Source organism: Burkholderia aenigmatica (assembly GCF_902499175.1).
GTDB classification, from domain to species: domain Bacteria; phylum Pseudomonadota; class Gammaproteobacteria; order Burkholderiales; family Burkholderiaceae; genus Burkholderia; species Burkholderia aenigmatica.
This window is the reverse complement of the sequence record NZ_CABVQC010000152.1, coordinates 1-1,374: the sequence shown is the minus strand read 5'-3', so window position 1 is coordinate 1,374 and position 1,374 is coordinate 1. Positions and strand designations below refer to the sequence as shown.

General features: G+C 61.8%; 1 protein-coding gene. It reads left to right on the top strand.

The features are described 5' to 3' along the window. The first annotated feature begins 56 nt into the window (after positions 1 to 56). On the top strand, positions 57 to 1,331 hold the full coding sequence (locus tag BDO18943_RS42425; protein ID WP_371295762.1) for an IS256 family transposase: 1,275 nt from the start codon (positions 57 to 59) through the stop codon (positions 1,329 to 1,331). Positions 1,332 to 1,374 lie beyond the last annotated feature (43 nt).

Here is a 1,374-nt window from a genome sequence, read left to right as displayed (position 1 = left end):
GGACCTATCCGTCATTTTGTGGGCGGGGCATATCATGAGGTGTAAAAGCCATGGATATGCCGATGAAGAAGAAAAGACAAACCGTAGCGCGTCAGGCAGCGGCCCGCGGGCCGCTGCCTGAGTTGCCCAAGGAACTGCTGGACCAACTGGTCAAGGGGCCGATGACGCCGACCGAGGTCCAGGATCTGATGCTGGCGTTCAACAAAGCGATCATCGAACGCGCAATGGGCGCCGAGATGAATCTGCATTTGGGCTACCCGTCCGGCCAGTCCAAGCCTACCGGGCAAGCCAACGAGCGCAACGGCGCCAGCGGCAAGACGGTCATCACCGATCGTGGCCCGGTTCGGGTCGAAGTCCCCCGCGATCGCGACGGCAGCTTCGAGCCGATTCTGATTCCCAAGCACGAGCGCCGCTTCACCGGCTTCGACGAACGCATCATCGCGATGTACGCCCGCGGCATGAGTGTGCGCGAGATTCAAGGGTTTCTGGCCGAGCACTACGGCACCGAAGTGTCGCCCGACTTCATCAGCTCGGTCACCGACGAGGTGATGGCCGAGGCGCTGAGCTGGCAGAACCGCCCGCTCGAGCCAATGTACCCGGTGGTGTTCTTCGATGCGCTGCGGGTCAAGATCCGCGACGACGGCGTGGTCAGCAACAAGGCCGTCTATCTGGCCTTGGGCATCCAGGCCGACGGCCAGCGCGACGTGCTGGGCCTCTGGATCGAGCAGACCGAGGGCGCCAAGTTCTGGCTCAAGGTGTTCAACGAACTCAAGACGCGCGGCTGCCAGGACATCCTGATCGCCGTGGTCGATGGCCTGAAGGGGCTGACCGAGGCCATCAGTGCAGCCTATCCGCGGACAACCGTTCAGACCTGCATCGTGCATCTGATCCGCAACAGCCTCGAGTACGCCAGCTACAAGGACCGTAAGGCGCTCGCCACAGCCCTGCGCCCGATCTACGCAGCCGCTAGCGAAGAGGCGGCAAGGCAGGCGTTACAGGACTTCGCCGACGGCCCGTGGGGCGAGAAATATCCGACCATCGTGCAATCGTGGCAGCGCGCCTGGGAGCACGTCATACCGTTCTTCGTGTTTCCGCCGGAGATTCGACGGGTCGTGTACACAACGAATGCCATTGAAAGTCTGAACATGCAACTGCGCAAGATCATCAAGACCCGTGGTCACTTCCCCAATGACGAGGCGGCGATCAAGCTGCTCTGGCTGGCGCTGCGCAACGTGCTGGCCAAGACCGTGCGGGCCGCCTTCGACTGGAAATCAGCGATGAACCAGTTTGCTATCCTGTTCGGCGAGCGATTCACGCAGGCGCGTGGATAACCTGTTGTTCAACCGCCTCGCCCACAAAAATGCGGACAGGTTC